At 66.1% G+C, this 17,830-nt stretch carries 16 protein-coding genes and 2 tRNA genes; 9 read left to right on the plus strand and 9 right to left on the minus strand.

Going from position 1 to position 17,830, the window contains the following annotated elements; genetic code table 11:
* Window positions 1–43: 43 nt before the first annotated feature.
* A complete protein-coding gene (locus tag ACFC0O_RS09730) occupies window positions 44–523 on the minus strand; it encodes an NUDIX domain-containing protein (RefSeq protein ID WP_375955318.1) in 480 nt (159 codons plus the stop codon).
* A gap of 194 nt (window positions 524–717) precedes the next feature.
* Here ACFC0O_RS09730 and ACFC0O_RS09735 point away from each other — a divergent pair, with 194 nt between their 5' ends.
* Window positions 718–1,458: a hypothetical protein gene (locus ACFC0O_RS09735; protein WP_375955320.1), complete on the plus strand. Its 741-nt coding sequence runs from the start codon at window positions 718–720 to the stop codon at window positions 1,456–1,458.
* Here ACFC0O_RS09735 and ACFC0O_RS09740 read toward each other — a convergent pair whose 3' ends face one another.
* On the minus strand, window positions 1,459–1,797 hold the full coding sequence (locus ACFC0O_RS09740; RefSeq protein ID WP_364629470.1) for a hypothetical protein: 339 nt from the start codon (window positions 1,795–1,797) through the stop codon (window positions 1,459–1,461). It abuts the gene before it with no gap.
* A gap of 130 nt (window positions 1,798–1,927) precedes the next feature.
* On the opposite strand from ACFC0O_RS09740, the gene ACFC0O_RS09745 reads away from it, so the two are divergent.
* Window positions 1,928–2,647, plus strand: a complete 720-nt coding sequence (locus ACFC0O_RS09745) for a GntR family transcriptional regulator (protein ID WP_375955322.1) — start codon at window positions 1,928–1,930, stop codon at window positions 2,645–2,647.
* A 108-nt stretch (window positions 2,648–2,755) separates the two neighbouring features.
* On the opposite strand, the gene ACFC0O_RS09750 is transcribed toward ACFC0O_RS09745, so the two are convergent.
* The 4 genes from ACFC0O_RS09750 to pflB form a co-directional block, all read right to left on the minus strand.
* Complete coding sequence (locus ACFC0O_RS09750) at window positions 2,756–3,592, minus strand: hypothetical protein (RefSeq protein ID WP_375955324.1); 837 nt, start codon at window positions 3,590–3,592, stop codon at window positions 2,756–2,758.
* Window positions 3,593–3,828: 236 nt separating this feature from the next.
* Window positions 3,829–4,503 carry a response regulator gene (locus ACFC0O_RS09755; RefSeq protein WP_375955326.1) on the minus strand — a complete coding sequence of 225 codons (675 nt, stop codon included), beginning with the start codon at window positions 4,501–4,503 and terminating at the stop codon, window positions 3,829–3,831.
* A 120-nt stretch (window positions 4,504–4,623) separates the two neighbouring features.
* Window positions 4,624–5,370, minus strand: a complete 747-nt coding sequence (pflA, locus tag ACFC0O_RS09760; protein WP_375955327.1) for a pyruvate formate-lyase-activating protein — start codon at window positions 5,368–5,370, stop codon at window positions 4,624–4,626.
* Window positions 5,370–7,622: a formate C-acetyltransferase gene (gene pflB, locus ACFC0O_RS09765; protein WP_375955329.1), complete on the minus strand. Its 2,253-nt coding sequence runs from the start codon at window positions 7,620–7,622 to the stop codon at window positions 5,370–5,372. The genes pflA and pflB overlap by 1 nt, the downstream gene beginning before the upstream one ends.
* Window positions 7,623–7,742: 120 nt before the next feature.
* Here pflB and ACFC0O_RS09770 point away from each other — a divergent pair, with 120 nt between their 5' ends.
* A complete protein-coding gene (locus ACFC0O_RS09770; protein ID WP_375955331.1) occupies window positions 7,743–8,993 on the plus strand; it encodes a GAF domain-containing protein in 1,251 nt (416 codons plus the stop codon).
* On the opposite strand, the gene ACFC0O_RS09775 is transcribed toward ACFC0O_RS09770, so the two are convergent.
* A tRNA-Pro gene (locus ACFC0O_RS09775) sits at window positions 8,972–9,048 on the minus strand. The two genes, ACFC0O_RS09770 and ACFC0O_RS09775, sit on opposite strands and share 22 nt — an antisense overlap.
* A gap of 41 nt (window positions 9,049–9,089) precedes the next feature.
* Window positions 9,090–9,160 (minus strand) — tRNA-Gly (locus ACFC0O_RS09780).
* Window positions 9,161–9,581: 421 nt separating this feature from the next.
* Here ACFC0O_RS09780 and ACFC0O_RS09785 point away from each other — a divergent pair.
* The 5 genes from ACFC0O_RS09785 (at window position 9,582) to ACFC0O_RS09805 (ending at window position 15,995) form a co-directional block, all read left to right on the plus strand.
* Window positions 9,582–10,586 (plus strand): GGDEF domain-containing protein, encoded by a 1,005-nt coding sequence (locus tag ACFC0O_RS09785; protein WP_364629462.1) that lies wholly within the window; start codon window positions 9,582–9,584, stop codon window positions 10,584–10,586.
* A 228-nt stretch (window positions 10,587–10,814) separates the two neighbouring features.
* Window positions 10,815–11,693, plus strand: a complete 879-nt coding sequence (locus ACFC0O_RS09790; RefSeq protein WP_375955333.1) for a DUF1542 domain-containing protein — start codon at window positions 10,815–10,817, stop codon at window positions 11,691–11,693.
* Between the two features lie 164 nt (window positions 11,694–11,857).
* On the plus strand, window positions 11,858–13,132 hold the full coding sequence (locus ACFC0O_RS09795) for a phosphatase PAP2 family protein (protein ID WP_375956076.1): 1,275 nt from the start codon (window positions 11,858–11,860) through the stop codon (window positions 13,130–13,132).
* Between the two features lie 60 nt (window positions 13,133–13,192).
* Window positions 13,193–14,467, plus strand: a complete 1,275-nt coding sequence (locus tag ACFC0O_RS09800) for a glycosyltransferase family 87 protein (protein WP_375955335.1) — start codon at window positions 13,193–13,195, stop codon at window positions 14,465–14,467.
* A gap of 28 nt (window positions 14,468–14,495) precedes the next feature.
* Complete coding sequence (locus tag ACFC0O_RS09805) at window positions 14,496–15,995, plus strand: DUF4246 domain-containing protein (RefSeq protein WP_375955337.1); 1,500 nt, start codon at window positions 14,496–14,498, stop codon at window positions 15,993–15,995.
* Here ACFC0O_RS09805 and ACFC0O_RS09810 read toward each other — a convergent pair.
* On the minus strand, window positions 15,962–17,206 hold the full coding sequence (locus ACFC0O_RS09810) for an MFS transporter (RefSeq protein ID WP_375955339.1): 1,245 nt from the start codon (window positions 17,204–17,206) through the stop codon (window positions 15,962–15,964). The genes ACFC0O_RS09805 and ACFC0O_RS09810 overlap by 34 nt on opposite strands.
* 172 nt (window positions 17,207–17,378) lie before the next feature.
* Here ACFC0O_RS09810 and ACFC0O_RS09815 point away from each other — a divergent pair, with 172 nt between their 5' ends.
* Window positions 17,379–17,822, plus strand: a complete 444-nt coding sequence (locus tag ACFC0O_RS09815; RefSeq protein WP_375955341.1) for a hypothetical protein — start codon at window positions 17,379–17,381, stop codon at window positions 17,820–17,822.
* The last annotated feature ends 8 nt before the right edge of the window (window positions 17,823–17,830 follow it).

Below are 17,830 nucleotides of genomic sequence, written 5' to 3' on the forward strand. Positions count from 1 at the left end.
GGATCAGCCTGCGAGGTTGCTGTGAGCCACCGGTCCGGGCAGGTCAGGCTTGGTTTTCGAGTTCGGCGAGCCGGTCCAGGAAGGGCCGCTGGCCTTTACCGAGCTTCTCCTGGGCGATATCGAGGGGGAACCATTCGGCGCGGTCGATCTCCGGGAACTCCTGCATCCGGCCCGAACGCGGCGGCCATTCCATCTCGAAGGTGCCGGGTACCACCAGCGCCGGATCAAGGTCGCCTTCGACGGCCCAGACGGTGACCTGTTTGCGGCTGCGGCCGCTGCCGTACGTGACTTCGCCGAGGGCGAGCCAGTCGCCGTCGGGGACGGGGAGGCCGAGTTCCTCGGTGAATTCGCGTGCGGCCGCGGCGCGCTGCTCCTCTTCCTCGGGTTCGTACTCACCCTTGGGGATGGACCAGGCGGACGCGTCCTTCTTGGCCCAGAGCGGTCCGCCCATATGGCCGAGCAGTACTTCGAGGGTGGGGGTGCGACGGAAGAGCAGCACGCCCGCGCTGTACCTGAGGGTCATGTGCGCAGTGTGCCTCGTTCGGGACGTATGCGCACATTCGGGGCATCCGGTGCGGCGATACGCCAGCAAACCGGTCAGGTGAATAGTTCTTTCGGTAATTCCGGACATTCCTCGCAGAAATCCTTTACGACCGAAACCCGGTCGGCCCCTGCGTATTCCACTAAGCTTCGCTGGTTGGATTTTGCCTGAACCTGATGACGATTGGATACCGCATGGCGTTCCGCAGCTCCACCGCGGCAGCTTCCCTCGTAATCGGCGCACTGACCGCGGCAACCGGCCTGGCGAACGCCGAGCCCGCTGCACCCCAGAATGTTTCGTATTCCGCGAAGCTGGTGGACAAAACGGTCGTCACCACTCTCAAGGGCGGCACTTTCGAGCTCTCCCACACCCCCGGCGCCGACCCCGCCGGAACGGTGGACGTGGTCAATGTGAAAGATGAGCGGGGCGGCGTATTGCTCACGCTGCCACTCGAATTCCATTTGGCCGGGGTCGACGTTCCGGTCAAACCGGAAATTCAGCGCAATAACACCGTATTGGTGCTCACGCCCGACAAACCGGCGGGCCTCGACGCCAATCAGCAGATCACCGTGAAACCCATCGCATCGGCGAATGAGGACACGCGCGCGCTCAATTTCTTCAGCACCCAGTTCGGCCTGGCTACCACCATCGGCACCTTCGTCGGCACGGCACTCGGCGCGACCATCGGCTGCCTGGCCACCATCGCCGCGGGCTGCCTGCCCGGATTCATGGCGGGCGCGACCATCGGCGGCATCCTCGGTTCGATCGCGGTGGGCGGTCCGACGCTGATCGCCGCCGGCATCGATCTGCTCACCACGCTGCAGGCTCCGGCCGGCACCTCCAAGTGGGCCGATAAACCGGTGGCAGCACCGGAGACCACCGCGCCGCAGGCACAGCCCGCGGCGCAGCCGAACTAGTCAGCGAAAACCCGCCGGGGGCCGAATTGCCCAGCGCGCGTACGTTTCCTCGGGATCGACGGTGATGACATCGGCGACCTGCACCAGGTCATCGGGCACCGTCGCCCCGTCGAAATGCCGCGCGCTGGGAACAATGATCGCTTCGGCGTCCAGGCGAGTGGTGATCGTCTTCAGACCGGCCAATAGGTGACGCCCGGAGCGGGCGTCCGCGATGACCAGTTTGGCGAAGTCGTAGCCCAGGCGCTGGGCGCGCTTGCGGATCTGGTCCTCATCCCAGGCCTGCCGGAGGCCGCTGACATCACTGCGCAGATATCCGACTGCGGTCGGCCGAAACTTCATGACGCCCCCTCGATCTACCCGTGGACCGAATGCGTATATCCAGTTGAGTATATCCACAACTGCACATCCGCAACTGGGTATACGGAATATTGTTGAGAACGGGGACAACGTGATTCGAAGGACCGAGCACATGCCAGAACCCGCCTACGTGGCCATCGCAGGTAAGTACGCACGCCAGATCCGCACCGGCGCACTGCCGCCCGGCACCCAGCTACCGAGCTACGCCGAGATCGCCGAACGCAACGGCGTCTCCCAGATCGTGGTGCGGCACGCGGTGAAACTACTGCTCAGCCAGGGCCTGGTGCGCAGCGTCGAACGCCGCGGCACCTTCGTCGCCGACCGCATCGACCTGGTGCGACTCGCGCCCGAACGCCAAATGGAAAGTCCGGAAACGAGTTTCGGCCAGGAGACGGACCGGGAGGTGAAGGTCGAGCGCACCAGCAAACGCCTGAGCGCCACCGAGACCCTCGCCGAAATCCTGGGCGTCCACCTCGGCGAGGAGATCACCCAGATCACCACCCGCGCCAGCGAGGACGGCCGCCCCATCTCCATCTCCGACGCCTACCAGCCACTGGACACCGAGGGCACCGAAGGCGCGGCCTTCCTGGAAGAGACCATCGCCGACCAACTCCCCGCCCAAACCCACGCCGCCTGGCTCAACACCCCCGACGGCGCCCTGGTCAAACACGTCCGCCAACGCTTCCTGGCCCGCGACGACCGAGTCCTGATGGCCTGCGACATCTCCTTCCCCCTGGACCGCTACTCCGCCTTCGTCTTCCGCATGAGCCTGGACCCCGACCCGGAACCCGCGGACCCCCAGCCGACAACCGAACCGGTCCCTACGGCCTGACCGCTACCCGCCCCAAGGGGTATGCACCTGCGGGCGGATCGATCGCGCCCGCGGCCCGGTTGGACGAAACTCGCTGGTATGAGCGTCTTTTCGCCCATCGGCGCCGCATCAGCTGCGCACCCAGCCCTGTGCGACGTCCGATAGGTTCCACCACGAAACATAGTGCGCGTCTTCGGATTCCAGCCGCCAGTCGGCGGCGAGCGTCTCGAAGAAGGCGTCGTCACCGGTCTTGCCGCCCTTGGGCTCGCCGATGAAGAGCACCCGCTCGCCACCGGCGCTGACGAAATCCGTCAGCGCCTGTGAGGCCATGGTGCTGCCCCAGCCGGGCGGCCAGCACAGGAACAGCACCTCACCGGACCTATCCGACACGCGCGCCGCGCAGTCGGTGAGATCGCCTACCGGATACCAGGTATCGCGCTGCCCGGATGCTCCGGGAAACGACAGATTCACGGTGCGATCCGGCGGCTCGGAGTCATAGGCGGCGACCTCGAGTCCCGCACCCGCGAGCTGCGCGGCCCAATATCCGCGTCCCGCACCGAGTTCCAGCACCGACCGCCCAGCGCAGAACTCCGCCGCCCAGCGCAGCGTCTGCGGCGCGGGAATCGCATAGGCGTACACGGCTTGCAGAATGGTCTGCGCATAGCCGAGCCGAGCGCTCCCATTGCTCCGCCCGCCGTCCACCACCGCCATACCGTCCCGCTCCGACACCGACGGCCCGACGATGTCCCAGTACGGATTCCGGCTGATCTCCTCCCCACCGGTCATGAAGTGCACGAACCGCAGATCGAACGCCGCATCGGCGGCCGCGTCCCCGGTACCCGGCAATCTGGGCGCGGTATCGAGATAGTCGGCCACCTTCGGGAACTCACCCCGCAGCCGCCCCTCGTCCCCCAGCAGCGCACCCAACTCGTCCCGGCGCGCATCGGTCAGCGAAAGCTCGGTCATACCCACGATTTTCGCCCCACCGACCCGCCGGCGTGATCGGTATCGCCCCGCCACCCCGTTCTCGCACCCCAGCGGGCGCGAAGCTGTGGCGTGCGCCAAGTCGTTGACGGGTTGCACGAACGGCAAGTACGGCGAGCCGCAACAGCTTGCGGCTCACTCGTTTCGCGCCGAGTCCCACACCGCGATCGAGCCGGGAGTAGATTCTGGCGGATCGGTTCGCCGCACGCCTGATCGGATCAGTTGGCCCAGTTGTCGCCGTGTTCGTGGCGGAGGTGTTCGGCGAGGATGGCGGCTTGGGAGCGGCGGGATAGGCCCAGTTTGGCGAGGAGGGCTGAGACGTAGTTGCGGATCGTTTTCTCGGAGAGGAAGACTCGGGCGGCTATTTGTTTGTTGCTCAGGCCTTCGCCTATGAGAGCGAGGATTTGGCGTTCGCGGTCGGTGAGGTCGGCGGCGGCCAGGGGGGAAGCTATCTCCGGGGTGCGAGCGAGGCGAGCGGTGAGGTCCTTGGCGGCGGCGGGGTCGATGAGGGATTCTCCGGCGGCTACACGGCGGATGGCGTCGACCAGTTGCGGGCCGCGGAGTTGTTTGAGGACATAGCCTTTCGCGCCCGCGAGCACCGCGCCGAGCAGGGCTTCGTCATCGGCGAAGGAGGTGAGCATGAGGACGTTGAGGTCGGGGAGGTCCGAGAGCAGGTCGCGGCAGACGGTGATGCCGTCACCGTCTTCGAGGCGGACGTCCAGCACCGCCACGTCGGGGCGGACGGCGGGGATGCGGCGCAGGGCCTCGGCGGCGGTGCCCGCTTCGCCGACCACGGTGAGATCGCCTTCGGCCTCCAGCAGATCCTGTAGGCCGCGGCGGACGATCTCATGATCGTCGAGCAGGAAGACGCTGATCTTTCCTGAACTGTCCACCGGAGCATCCTCGCAGGTCCGTACCGCTCGAGCGGTGAGCGGGCGCGGCGGGCGGCGATCCGCATGCGCCATCCGCCGCGCTGCCCCTGATCGCCGGGACATCGTCGGCCCGGCGAGGTTCTAGTAGGCGGTCAACCCGCACGCGCGGAATTCGGCGCGGGCGTCCTCGACCTGTTCCGGTGTGGGGGCGGGAGTTTCGGCCAGCACGAAGCGGCGGCCCAGCGCCTCCCATTTCGCCTGGCCGAGGGTGTGGAAGGGCAGTACGTCGACCCGTTCGACATTGCCCAGACCGGCGGCGAACCGGGCCACGGTGCCGATCTCCGCGGGCGCGTCGGTGATCCCTGGAACCAGCACGTAGCGCAGCCAGACCGGTTTACCCAGCGCGGCCAGGCGTTCGGCGAACCGCAGCGTCGGTTCCAGCGAGCGCGAGGTGAGCCGCCGATACGTCTGCGCCTGCCCCGCCTTGATATCGAGCAGCACCAGATCGGTGGCATCGAGCAGATCGTCACCGGCCAGCCCACCCAGATAGCCGGAGGTGTCCAGGGCCGTGTGCAGGCCGAGATCCCGGAAGCCGCGCAGCAGCGCGGTCGCGAATCGCGGCTGCTGGAGCGGTTCGCCGCCGCTGAGCGTCGCGCCGCCGCCGCTGGCCGCGATGAACGGCACGTATTTGGCCGTCTCGGCCAGTATGTCGTCACTGCCGAGCCGAATCCCGTTGTCGCGCAGCCAGGTATCGGGGTTCTGGCAGTACAGGCAGCGCAGCGGGCAGCCGCTCAGGAATGTCACGAAGCGCGTACCCGGCCCGTCCACCCCCGTGGAGATATCCCAGGAGTGGACCGAACCGGTGACCGGCGCGAGCGCGGTGGTCATCACAGACTCGCGTGGAAGGTCCGGTTGATGACGTCGAGCTGCTGCTCACGGGTGAGCCGCACGAAGTTCACGGCGTAACCCGAGACGCGAATCGTCAACTGCGGGTACTTCTCCGGATGCGCCATGGCATCGGTGAGCGTCGCCTGATCCAGCACGTTCACATTCATATGGAAGCCGCCGGTGGCGGTGTACCCGTCCAGCACGCCCGCCAGATTGCCGATCCGCTCCTCGGCGGTACGGCCCAGCCCCTGCGGCGTGACCGTGGTGGTGAGCGAAATACCGTCCAGCGCATGCTCGTACGGCAGCTTCGCCACCGACATGGCCGAGGCCACGATGCCGTGCGTATCGCGCCCGTTCATGGGATTCGCGCCCGGTGAGAAGGGTTCGCCCGCGCGCCGCCCATCCGGGGTGTTGCCGGTCTTCCTGCCGTACACCACATTCGAGGTGATGGTGAGCACCGACTGGGTGTACTCGGCATTGCGATAGGCCGGGAATCGGCGGATCTTGCGCATGAAACGCTCCACCAGTCCGGCGGCGATGGCATCGACCCGGTCGTCATTGTTGCCGTACGCCGGGAATTCCCCGTCGATCCGGTAATCGACCGCCAGTCCCGTGTCATCGCGCAGCACAGTCACTTTCGCGTACTTGATGGCCGAGAGCGCATCCGCCGCGACCGCGAGTCCGGCGATACCGCACGCCATGGTGCGGCGAACAGCGGTGTCGTGCAATGCCATCTCGATACGCTCGTACGCGTACTTGTCGTGCATGTAGTGAATGACATTGAGCGCGTGCGCGTACGTCGATGCCAGCCAATCCATCATTCGATCGAAGGCGGCATCGGTCTCGGCGTAGTCCAGCACCTCGGCGGTCAAGGGTTCGAAGCCACGCGCCACCACCTCACCGGTGCGCTCATCGCGCCCGCCGTTGATGGCGTAGAGCAGCGTCTTCGCCAGATTGACTCGGGCGCCGAAGAATTGCATCTGCTTGCCCACCTCCATCGCCGAGACACAGCACGCGATGGCGGTGTCGTCACCGAAGCGGGGGCGCATGAGCTCATCGGATTCGTACTGGATGGCGCTGGTGTCGATGGACACCCGGGCGCAGAAACGCTTGAACCCCTCGGGAAGTCGCGGCGACCAGAACACCGTCAGATTCGGTTCCGGGGCCGGGCCCAGGTTGTAGAGCGTCTGCAGATACCGGAAACTGGTGCGGGTCACCAGCGGCCGCCCATCCGCACCGAGCCCGCCGATCGATTCGGTCACCCAGGTGGGATCACCGGAGAACAGCTCATCGTATTCGGGCGTGCGCAGGAAGCGCACGATACGCAGTTTGATGACGAAATCGTCCACCAGTTCCTGGGCGCGCTCCTCGGTGATCAGACCGGCCACGAGATCGCGCTCCAGATACACGTCGATGAAATTCGCGGTGCGCCCCAACGACATCGCCGCGCCGTTCTGCTCCTTGACCGCCGCCAGATAGGCGAAGTACAGCCACTGGATGGCCTCCTGCGCGGTCGCGGCGGGGCGGGCGATATCGAAGCCGTAGGACGCGGCCATGGTCTTGAGTTCCATGAGCGCGCGGATCTGCTCGCTGACTTCCTCACGCAGCCTGATGGTTTCGTCATCGGCCCAGCGCTCGTCCAGGGCGGCGCGATCCGCCATCTTCGAGGTGATGAGCCGGTTCACGCCGTACAGCGCGACGCGGCGATAGTCGCCGATGATGCGCCCGCGCCCGTACGCGTCGGGCAGGCCGGTGATCAGGCCCGCACTGCGGGCGGCGCGAATATCCTCGGTGTAGGCGTCGAAGACACCGGCGTTATGGGTCTTGCGGTAGTCGGTGAAGATCTCCGCGACCCGCGGATCCTCATCGATTCCGTAGGCGCGCAAGCTGTTCTGCACCATGCGATAGCCGCCGTTGGGCATGATGGCGCGCTTGAGCGGGGCGTCGGTTTGCAGGCCGAGGATGAGTTCGGCGTTCTTGTCGATGTATCCGGGCGCGTGCGAGGTGATGGTGGAGGGTGTGTGCTGATCCACGTCGTAGACGCCGCGTTCGCGTTCGACGGGGAAGAGCGCGCCGAGCTCGGCCCACAGGCCGAGCGTCCGCGCGGTGGGTCCGCTCAGGAAGCTGTCATCGCCTTCGTAGGGCGTGTAGTTCTGCTGGATGAAGTCGCGCACATCGATCGCGTCCCGCCACAGGCCGCCGCGGAAGCCATCCCAGGCTCCGATTCGGGGTGTGGTTCCGATCATGGTCATCACGAGCTCCTTCGCCAGCCTGTCCAGATGTCTGAATTGCTCCGATTCCATGCTTGTCCGGAGCCGACACCCGCCGACAGAGACAAATGTCCCGAAGTAGCTCGTGGGTAACCTTCCGGTATGCCGACCGATCCAGTGGGTATGACTCCAGCGGAGCAAGGACAGGTTCCGGCGGAGCTGCGCGGATTGACCGCGCCCAGCGAACGCCTGCACGATCTGGTCGAAGCCATCTACACCGTGGTCACCGACCTCGACGTGGCTGTCGTACTACGGCAATTGCTCGCCGCCGCCACCCGGCTGGTCGGCGCGCAATACGGTGCGCTGGGTTTGCTGGCACCCGATGACTCGGGTCCGCGCCGCCTCGCCGAATTCGTGCAGATCGGTATGGACGAGGACACCGTGCGGCGCATGCCCTCCTGGCCCAAGGGCCGCGGCCTGCTCGGAGTGGTGCTCGCCGGTGATCAACCGGTGCGGCTGGACGATCTGACCACGCATCCCGCCTTCGAGGGCTGGCCGCCCGGGCATCCGCTCATGCGCGCCTTTCTCGGTGTGCCGGTGCGCATTCGCGGTCGCGTGCTGGGCGATCTGTATCTCGCCGACACCCGCGCGGGCATCTTCACCGCGGAGGACGAACGCATTATCGAGGCGTTGGCGGTGGTCGCGGCGGTCAAGATCACCAATGCCCGCATGTTCGAACAGGTGCAACGCGATGCCGTTCGCCGCCACGAGGATTCGATCAAGATCGCGGTCATGGAGGATCGCGATCGCATCGCCCGCGATCTACACGATTCGGTCATTCAACGTATCTACGCCGCCGGTCTGACCGCTCAGGCCGCGCTGCGCCTGCATCCCGCCCCCGAGGTCACCGAACGCCTGGAACGCCTGATCTCCGCCCTGGACGACACCATTCAGGACATTCGCGCGACGATCTTCTCCATCCAGTCCCCCACGCCCGTTCCCGGCGGATTACCCGGCGAGATAACCGATCTGGTCACTTCCGCCGCGCGGCATCTCGGCTTCACCCCGGCGCTGCGGCAGTACGGCGCACTCGATGCCATCGATCCGGAAACCGCGCACGAACTCCTGGCCGTACTGCGCGAATCCCTCTCCAACGCCGTCCGGCACGCCGATGCAACCCGGGTAGACATCACGATCACTGCCGATATGGGCGAATTGCGAGTATCGGTCGCGGACAATGGAATCGGCCTCGGCGACGCTCCCCACCGCGGCGGACTGCGCAACCTAGCCGAACGCGCGGCGGCCCGAAACGGGGTGTTGGAAATCTCACCCGGACTGGAATCGCAAGGCACCACCCTGCTGTGGCGGATACCGCTGGTGGAATCGAAAGATGGTCGGGGTGACAGGATTTGAACCTGCGACCCTCCGCTCCCAAAGCGGATGCGCTACCAAGCTGCGCTACACCCCGTGACCAGTTCGGCCTGGGCCGAAGCTCCCAGACGGGAGAAGAGCGGGTGACGGGAATCGAACCCGCGCTATCAGCTTGGAAGGCTGAAGTTCTACCATTGAACTACACCCGCGTGCACCCCGAGACTGCCGGTGCGTGCGTTGAGCACTGTACCTAATCTCACTCATCCAATGCCAATCGGGCTGGATACGGGCATATTCCCGCCGGTCGGGCGGAGCGTCGGCGCGTCGGGAAGACTCGCGGAAATTGGGTGTAACGCCTGGCTCCCAGGAACGATCACACATCCGATCGCCATTCGCGAGGTGTCGGGAACCCGTTCTGAAACAGGGGTTTTCGATGCCGGGTGGCTTGCTAGGATCCTTTTTGTCCGGACGGGGGTATCTGGAAAGGGGGCGGTGAGCGTGCACCACACATGCCAACCGCGAGTTAGTGAGTTCGATCCGAAGGGCAACACCGGCGCGAGCAGCACCATCGCCGGCAGCACCGGTCCCGGCCACGCCGGGCCAGACGTCACGTTCGCAGGGTGAGCGCGCATGCCCATCCGCATCGACGCCCGCACCACCGCCGTCGTGACGGCCACCATCCGGGAATGGGTCCGGGCGGTACATCCCGGCGGAACCGGTTCCACCGTGCCCGCACTCGAACCCGAGGATGTGGAACGCATCTTCGGGCGCATCATCGGTGAGCTATTGGAACTGGCCGGGTCCGAACCGTTTCCGGTGCCCGCGGCCCGCAGTATCGGGCGGCGGCTCGCCGAATCACCGTTCGAGCGCACCCGCATGCTCGCACCCGCCAGCCGCGCCCTGCTCGGGCTCGCACCGGGCGAACCGGGATCGCTGATCGCCACCCGCTGGCCGTTCATCGCCAGCCAGGCCATCGACAGCTATGCCGAGGCGCTGCAGCAGCGTGCGCTCGCACAGCAGGAACGCAGCCTGTCCGAGGCGGTGTCGGTGCGGGTGCAGGAAATCGCGGCGCTGCAGACGCGACTGCGGCACGAGGCCACCCATGACGCGCTGACCGATCTGGCCAATCGCTCACTGCTCAAGGAGCGGGTACGGGTGATGGCCACCGATCCCGCGCGCGGCATCGGCCTGCTGCTCATCGATCTCGACGATTTCAAGCAGATCAATGACGGCTACGGGCATTCGGTCGGCGATGAGGTGCTCGTCACCATCGCCAAACGACTGCGCGCCGCGTGCCCGGCCGAAACGGTCATCTCGCGCTATGGCGGTGACGAATTCGTGGTCGCGCTGCCCGCCCGCCGCAATGCCCTGGGTGAGCTGGCCATGCGGGTGCTGGCGGCGCTGTGCGAACCCGTGCACACCGCGGCGGGTCCGGTACCGGCCTCGGCCAGTGTCGGCACCGCGTTCTGCCCGCCCGGCCGTGACTGCGATTTCGCCGATCTGCTGCGCAGCGCCGACCGTGCCATGTATTCCGCCAAAACCGCAGGAAAGCGGCAATTCGCCATATCGGAGCTCGACCCAGAGGAGGTCGACTCAGCAACCACCACCGGCAGATTCGCCGCGGTAGCGGGCTGAGCGACCTGGGGACGAGCCTCGGCGCGGGGGAAACAGCGCCGAATTCGCCACCGTCCGGATCGTCCGGGACGGAGGCAGTCCACGCCGCCGTGTGGCGAGTGATCGACACCTCTCATGCCCGGCGTCGCGAGGCCGAGTAGCCCGCGCGCACCGGACCGAGCTGCGCATACGAACGTGCGGCGAGTTATAGCAACTGGACAGCAATCGGTGCCGCGTAGGGTGGTTCGCGTGGCTACGGTTGTCGTACTACTCGTTCTGCTGATCGTCGTACTGCTGGCGGTGCTCATCGTCAGCCGCGGTCAGCGATCCCGCGCGAATACCCAACTCGCCGATGCGAAAGCCGACGCCCGGCGCGTCATCGAGCGCCTCGGCGGGCAGGTCTACAACCTGACCGGCAATGACGAACCCTCCAAACAGGCGCTCGCCGACGCGGGCGAACGATTCAACGCCGCCGGCTCCCAGATCGAGCAGGCCACCACGCCGGCGCAGGCCCGGCTCGCCAAGGAGACCGCGCTGGAGGGCCTCTATTACGTCCGTGCCGCCCGTTCGGCCATGAAAATGGATCCGGGGCCCGATGTCCCCGAACTCGACGGTCAGCGCAGCGCGGGCAAGGTCACCGAGGATCGCACCGTGGAATTCGACGGCCGCCGCATCGAGGCGTCTGCCGATCCCTCCGCGCAGACACCGAACTACTACCCGGGCGGACGCGTGGCGGGCCGTCCGGTCCCCGCGGGCTGGTACTCCGAACCCTGGTGGCGCACAGCGCTTGTCGCGGGCGCGTGGGGCGTCGGCTCGGTACTGCTGTTCGACGCGCTGTTCAGCGGGATGTCCGGGGTGGACTACAACGCGGCCGCCTTCGAGAGCGGATACGGCGACGGCTATCAGGCCGGGCTGGACGCGGGAGACAACGGGGATCAGGGCTACGACTCGGGCGGCGCCGATCAGGGATACGGCGATCCGGGGTACGGCGACCAGGGCTACGGCACGGGCGATCCGGGCTTCACCGATGCGGGCCTCGCGGACCCGCGATCCGATCTCGGCGGCAGTGATTTCGGCGACTACGGCGATTTCGGTGGTTTCGACAGCTTCGACGGCGGCGGCATCTAGCCCGCTCCCCGAACCGCGCTCGGGTGCTGGTCGGTCGCTTGTACGTCTGGCGGTAACCGGAAGTTGTGCCTCCGTTTGGCCTGTGTTATCGATTGACGGTGCTGGTCGACCACGAGGTGAAGATTTCCGGCCCGTCGTCGTCCGGCAACGGGGCGGGATCGCGGGTGCTGCCTGCCGCCGGGGTGGCCGTTGCGGCGATATTGCTGATCGCCGCGCAGTGGTGGGCCTCCGATCACGGGGTGCTGGGACCGCTGCACAGTCTGATCGACGACTATTTCGCGAATCCGCAGTCGGCGTTCGTTTCCTGGGCGGGTTTGGGACTGGCCTGCGTCGGCGTGACCGCGCGCATCCGGGTGGTCAGCCTGGTTGCGGCGGCGGTGCTGGACCTGTTGACCCTGGGCCTGCAAGCGCTGTGCGGCTGGCATGTGTCGATCGGGACCGGGCCGACGCTGGCACTGACCGGATTGGCGATCGCCGCCTCGCGCTGGGACGGGCAGCGGCGACGGACGGCGTTGCACGCCATCGCGTTCGGTGTGCTGCTCATCATGGCCTCGAAGGTCGCCGACACCTGGCTGATGGTCAGCGTCATCGCCGGGCCGCGGGTGCTGGATCAGTACGTGCAGCTCGCCGATCACGCGCTGGGTGAGCCCGCGTGGCTGGTCGGGCGGGCGCTGGACGCGCTCGGTCCGATACCGTCCGGGATTCTGCATGTCGTCTATATCCAGTTGCCGGTGGCGGCGGTGGCGATCGCGGTGTGGCAGCTGCGCAATGTGACGACGAGTCCGTGGCCGCGGCACAATCTGCTGCGGACGTTCCTGGTGCTGGGCGTGGTCGGGCCGCTCGGCTATGTGCTGTTCCCCGTGGTCGGGCCGGTGTTCGCGTACGGACCCGAGGGCAACGGTCTGCAAATCGGCGATTGGCCGCATGTGCTGCCCGCACTGACCTCCATGCCGAAACCGCTGCTGTTCGACACCGTCACCGCGCGCAATTGCATGCCGTCCATGCATACCGCGTGGGCGACGGCGCTTTTCATTCATTCGCGCGGCGGTCCGCGCTGGCTGCGCTGGGCGGGGGCGACCTGGCTGGTGTGCACGCTGCTGGCGACCCTGGGTTTCGGCTATCACTACGGCTGCGATCTGGTGGCGGGCGCGGTGCTGTGCCTGACGGTGGAGTCGGCGCTGCGGGAGCCCGATCGCGGCTGGAATCGGTACCGGGTGCGGATCGTCACGCTCGGGGTGACGGTGTTCGCGGGGCTATTGCTGTCCTATCGCTTCCTGCCGGTGACCATGTCCGCGTATCCGGTGGTGGCCGGGTTTGCCGTGCTGGGCTCGCTTGCCGTAGTTTCGCTGGTCTTCTATGCGACCTGGTTCAGTCCCCCTGGCGGTCGCCTGGCGGACTGGGGCGGCCGGATCGCGCGGGAATCCGTGGTCATCAACTAGCTACTCCCGCAATACAATCCGGACAACTTATGCGAAGGCCGAAGGGTTAGTGTCTGCCGAATGATCACCATGCGGACGGGGCAGCGGGGAGTGCTGCGCAAAGCGAAGTCCGATGACCTGAGAAATATCCCGCGCGTTCCGTTCGCGATCGGAATTCTGCTCTCGGTGGGCATCGCCATGCTGTTCTCGCGCATGCACGGCTTCCTGGATCTGCAGGTGTATCGGGTCGTCACCCGCGCCTGGCTGCACGGCAGCACCCTGTACGGACCGACCCTGCCGGTGGCGGGGCATACCGATCTGCCGTTCACCTATCCGCCGTCCGCCGCGATCCTGATGATTCCGCTGGCGGTGACGCCGCTGTGGCTGGCGGAAATCCTGGTGACGGCGAGCTCGCTGTCCTGTCTCGGGGTGACGATCTGGCTGGTGCTCTCGCGCATTCGCCCCGATCTGGCGGTGCGCACGAAATTCACGCTGACCACGACGGCGGTCTTCGCGCTGCTGGCCATCGAACCCGTCCGCACCACACTGTGGTTCGGGCAGATCAATCTCGTATTGATGGCCGCGGTCGCGCTGGACTGCCTCACCGAGAAACCGCGCTGGCCGCGCGGTGTGCTCATCGGCATCGCCGCGGTCACCAAACTGACCCCGGCGGCCTTCATCCTCTACTTCCTGCTGCGCCGGGATTGGAAGGCCGCGGCCACCTCCGCGGCAACCGCGATCGCGGTCGTACTCGGCGGCTTCCTGCTCTTCCCGCGCGAATCCCGCGACTACTGGTTCCACGCGGTCACCGACACCAACCGCATCGGCTCCCCCGACTACGTCGGCAACCAGTCGATCAAGGGCCTGTTCTTCCGCCTCGGCCTGACGCATTCGGCGGCCACCATCGCCTGGCTCGCCACCGGCCTGGTCGTGGTGGGCGCGGGCGCGATCCTCATGCACTACCTCTTCAAGGCCGAATCCCTCGCCGATCAGCCCGCACTCACCGTCTACTCCGTAGCCGCCCTACTGGTGAATGCCGCCGTCCTGCTGCTGATTTCACCGGTCTCCTGGACCCACCACTGGATCTGGGCGGGCCCCGCGATAGTGGCCGCCATCGCCTGGGCCACCACCCAACCCGGCCGCGCCCCGGCCGCCCTCACCGCCGCCTTCACCCTCCCCTTCCTGATCGGCCCGGGCATCGTGCCCAACGGCCGACATCAGGAACTGAAATGGTCCTGGTGGCAAAGCATCTTCGGCGATATCTACATCATCACCACCATCGCACTGCTCGCACTCGGACTGTGGTGGTTGGTCGCACTGCGCACCCGGACCGTCTCGACAGCGGATATCAGCTAGTTAGCCATCGCACTTCGGGGGGATTTCCATGACCGAGCTATCCGGGTTTCCATTGCCTTTCGTGGAATCGCATTTGATGCCGGTGGCGCCCGCGAGGGCGGTGTCGGAGCTGGCGATGATGCGGTTCAGTGCGGGGATTCGGGCCAAGGCGCAGTGGTTCGTGAAGATGGGCGATGCCGAAATTGTCGGGAGGTGGGCTCGGGAGGCGGCGGAGCAGGGATTGAGCGCGGCTCAGATCCGTTATGTGGTCGCGGAATTGGCGTATTACGCGTCGTTGCGTGATGAGCGGACGGGGGTGGAGGTTTCCGGGGTCGACGGGGTGTGGCAGTCGGATGGCTTGATCGGCGATGAGTTGAGAAATGCTCTGCGGGAGGCTGTTCGGGTGCTGGAGGAGGTGCCCGAGGGGGAGCGGGATTGGCATCCGGGGTCGAATGGGCAGGTGCTGGATCTGGTGCATCCGTCGCTGTTCTGCCTGGTGCGCGGGGTGAGCGGGGTGGATGCGGCGGCCTGGCCGCAGCGGGGGAAAGATATTGCGCGGTACGCGTATTCGGAGAAGTTCCAGTGGTTGCCCACCGATGTCGATATCGACTCCGATGGCGGTGCGGTGTTCGCGTCGTACGTCAACAATGTGGATCCGGTAGCTCATCGCGAACTCGACGCGGTGCTGCCGGTGCTGTTCGCGCGGCTGCTGCCGTTGTTCGAGAATGTGCTGACCGATCTGCGGTATCCGCGGCCGGTGCGGATCGAGGTCGATCCGTACACCTGGTACGACAATGCCCCGGGGAAGCCGGTCGAGCCCGAGGATCCGAACGACGAAGAGGCCAGGGCCGCTTGGGATGCCGCGCGTGACGAATGGTGGGATATCCGTCGTCCGGTCATCCCGGACGCTCCCGAATTCGCTCCACCGGCCGTACCGGACGACTTCGTTCGCGTCGATCTGCGGGGGCGGCGACTCCAGGTCATCGTCAAACTCGCCACGATTCACCTCACCCCGGACAGCCCCGAATATGCCGGTGGCAGTTGGCATGTCGAGGGGATGATGAACGAGCGCATCGTCTCGACCGGTATCTACTACTGGGACAGCGACAACATCACCGAGAGCCAGTTGAGTTTCCGCGCGTCGATCGACGATCCGGAATACGAACAGAACGACGGCAACGGTATGGAGGATGTCTACGGCCTCAGCGATGAGGATCCGATGAGTCAGGTGCTGGGATCGGTATCGACGAATACGGGCCGCTGCCTGGCGTTCCCGAATATCCTCCAGCATCGCGTCGCACCGTTCCGACTCGCGGATCCGACCCGGCCGGGGCATCGCAAGATCCTGGCGTTCTTCCTGGTCGATCCCTCCGTGACGATCACCTCGACCTCCGATGTGCCACCGCAACAACCGGGGTCACCGACCTCGACCATGACGCGGGCCGAGGCCGAGGGCTATCGCGAAGAACTCATGCGGGAACGGAAGTTCTTCGTCGACGAACACAACGAGGAGATCTACGAGCGGGAATTCTCGCTCTGCGAGCACTGATTCCGGCCCGGCCACGGGATGTACACGGGGATGTAGCGGCCCATCGCCACCGCGCCCAGGGCCGATACGCCACCCAGGGTCACCACCGCGACCGCGAGTGGTGCGAGTGCGGCCAGGCCGCTGACCAGCAGTGGACCTATGAAGAAGCCGCAGTCGTGGGTCAATCGCCAGGCGGCCAGGAATTCGGCGCGGGTGGCGGCCGGGGCGACATCGGCGCCGATGGTCATGATGACGCCGTTGCCGATGCCATTGCCGATTCCCATGACGATCGCGGCCACGGTGAGAATGGCGATCGAATCGGCAAGCGGCACAATCAGATACCCGATCGCCAGAATGGCCAGCGAGGGCACCGCGATGAATCGCCTGCCGAAGCGATCCATCAAATGCCCTGCGGGATAGGCACATAGGACGTCCAACCCCGCCCCGATCCCGTAGACGAGCGCGGCCGTCGCGGCGCTCGCCCCGAGATGGTCTGCCCACAAAGGCAATATGGCATCACGCGCCGAGCGCGCCGCACCCATCAGCAGCGATCCGCCACCCAGGGTGAACAGCAGCGTGCGATGGGCACGACCGATGCTCAGCAGCGAAAGCGGCGCCACCTTATCGATCCCGGAGTTCGCGGTCTGCGGATCAGGCAGCCTCGTCATGAGATATCCGGCCACCGCGATGGCGATCAACTGAACGACGAACCCACCGCGCGTACCGAATCCGATAATCGCCGCCGCACCGAGAAACGGCCCGAGGAAACTCCCCAGCCGCATTGCCCCGCCGAACAACGCCATGGCCCGCGCCCGCCGCTCGAACGGAATCACCTCCGACAGATAACTCATCCGAGCCAATCCCCATACGGCATTGGACAGTCCGACGACCACCAGTCCCATACACAGCACCGGCACACTCGGTGCGAGCAGACACGCCAACACTCCGAGCACCCCCGCGGAACTCGCGAGAGCAATCGAAAGCCGCTCCCCCAGCCGCGAAACCACCTGCCCCGCCGGAATATCCCCCAGCACCTGCCCCAACCCCACCAGCGCCACGGTCAGTCCCGCCACGGCGGGCGAGGCCCCCAAACTCAACGCCGTCAACGCCATCACCGGAGCCGCCGCCCCCATCCCGATCCCATACGCCGTAGCGGGCAGATAAACGGTGAACAACAACGGCCGCAGCGAGGACACCTCCCCCGCCCCTTCAACCTGCCGAATGACGGTCAACTTCCAGCCTCCATGAGTGCCCAACAACGCCCACCCACTCTCCGAACCCACCCCACCCCTGACAACGCCCTTTCCACCCCGTGGAAATCACGCTGATTCCAACTCAAATGTGAAACACATTCAGTTCACAACTGCTAGATTTGCGCCGCCGGATCTACACGGGGAGAGATCAATGAAGTCCACGCTCACAACAGCTTTCGCCATCGCCGCACTCGGCATGGTGATCGCCGCACCATCGGCCCAAGCCTCCGAAACGAAGATTCACACCGGCCCGCTGGAGGGCGCGCCATGCCACGTCAATCAGACCTATCGGCTGTGGCTCTCAACTATCACGCCGGGCAGGGACGTCATCGAAGTCACCGACAATGGGGTATCGATACCTGTCCACTGGAGCGACTACCACATCAGCCGAGTCGACTGGACACCAACCACAACCGGTCGCCACACCTTGACCCTCTCCGGTGACCGAACCGAAGTCGCGGTGACATTGATCCAACTCGGCAGCTCGAAGCTGACCGACCTGGGCACAGGCAGCGGCTTCTTCCGCGCGCCTTCCACCTCGGTGCAGACAACGGTCGTCCCCGCCTCCGACACCACCACCCCCTGCCTGCAATAACCGCAGAG

Origin of the sequence: Nocardia sp. NPDC056100 (assembly GCF_042266325.1) — a bacterium.
Lineage (GTDB): Bacteria > Actinomycetota > Actinomycetes > Mycobacteriales > Mycobacteriaceae > Nocardia.